The sequence below is a fragment of the Paraburkholderia sp. J63 genome (assembly GCF_905220245.1).
Lineage (GTDB): Bacteria > Pseudomonadota > Gammaproteobacteria > Burkholderiales > Burkholderiaceae > Paraburkholderia.
The window spans coordinates 1-1,087 of sequence record NZ_CAJMZF010000136.1 but is presented as its reverse complement, the minus strand read 5'-3'; the positions used below and the strand labels follow the sequence as shown (position 1 = coordinate 1,087).

The following is a 1,087-nucleotide window of genomic DNA, read 5'->3' as shown; positions in this document are numbered from 1 at the left end:
CATGCGGCAGCACGCTCCCGCCGGACACATCACAGTAGAAGCGCATGAAAACACGTCAACTCGGCAACGGTGGTCTGGAAGTGTCGGCGATTGGACTCGGCTGCATGGGTCTGAGCTTCGGCTACGGGCCAGCGACGGAAAAGTCCGCAGGCATCGAACTCATCCGCAAGGCATTCGAACGGGGTGTCACGTTCTTCGACACGGCCGAGGCATACGGTCCATTCGTGAACGAGGAGCTCGTCGGCGAAGCGGTGGCTCCATTCCGCGACCAGGTCGTCATCGCAACCAAGTTCGGGTTCAAGGACGGCGAAGCCACAGCGGGCCTGGACAGCCGCCCCGAGCGTATCCGCGCTGTCACTGAAGCAGCGCTCAAGCGTCTGAAGACGGACCGCATCGACCTGCTCTACCAGCATCGCGTCGACCCGAACGTGCCGATTGAAGATGTCGCTGGCACGGTGAAGGACCTCATTGCGCAAGGCAAGGTCAAGCACTTCGGCATGTCGGAAGCCGGTGCGCAATCGATTCGTCGCGCGCACGCAGTCCAGCCTGTAGCCGCACTGCAAAGCGAATACTCGCTCTGGTGGCGTGAACCCGAGCACAAGGTATTCGCAACGCTCGAGGAGCTTGGCATTGGCTTCGTGCCATTTAGCCCGCTCGGCAAGGGCTTCCTTACCGGCGCAATCAATGAGAACACGACGTTCGACAAGAGCGACTTCCGCAACGTCGTCCCACGCTTTTCCGAGGAAAATCGCAAGGCCAACGCGCAGCTTGTCGAGGTGCTTGGCACCATTGCGAACGACAAAGGCGCAACGCGAGCGCAAATCGCAATTGCCTGGCTGCTCGCGCAAAAGCCGTGGATTGTGCCGATTCCAGGCACGACCAAAATTGCGCGACTCGAGGAGAACGTCGGCGCCGGCGCGATTGCGCTGACGACTGACGAACTGGCTTCGATTGAAGCAGCGCTTGCCGCAATCAAGGTCTTGGGCGACCGTTACCCCGCCCATCTTCAGCAGCGCGTCGATAACTGAAGCCATTGCGCGTCTGCTTTATCTGCGGGTCTTCGGCAATGGTGTCCGCGCCGCCCTCC

At 60.8% G+C, this 1,087-nt stretch carries 1 protein-coding gene; it reads left to right on the top strand.

Annotated features, from left to right (window positions below):
• Positions 1 to 44: 44 nt before the first annotated feature.
• The gene (locus tag U5775_RS38835) at positions 45 to 1,028 is read left to right on the top strand and encodes an aldo/keto reductase (protein WP_322063421.1); all 984 of its coding nucleotides are present in this window, start codon (positions 45 to 47) and stop codon (positions 1,026 to 1,028) included.
• The last annotated feature ends 59 nt before the right edge of the window (positions 1,029 to 1,087 follow it).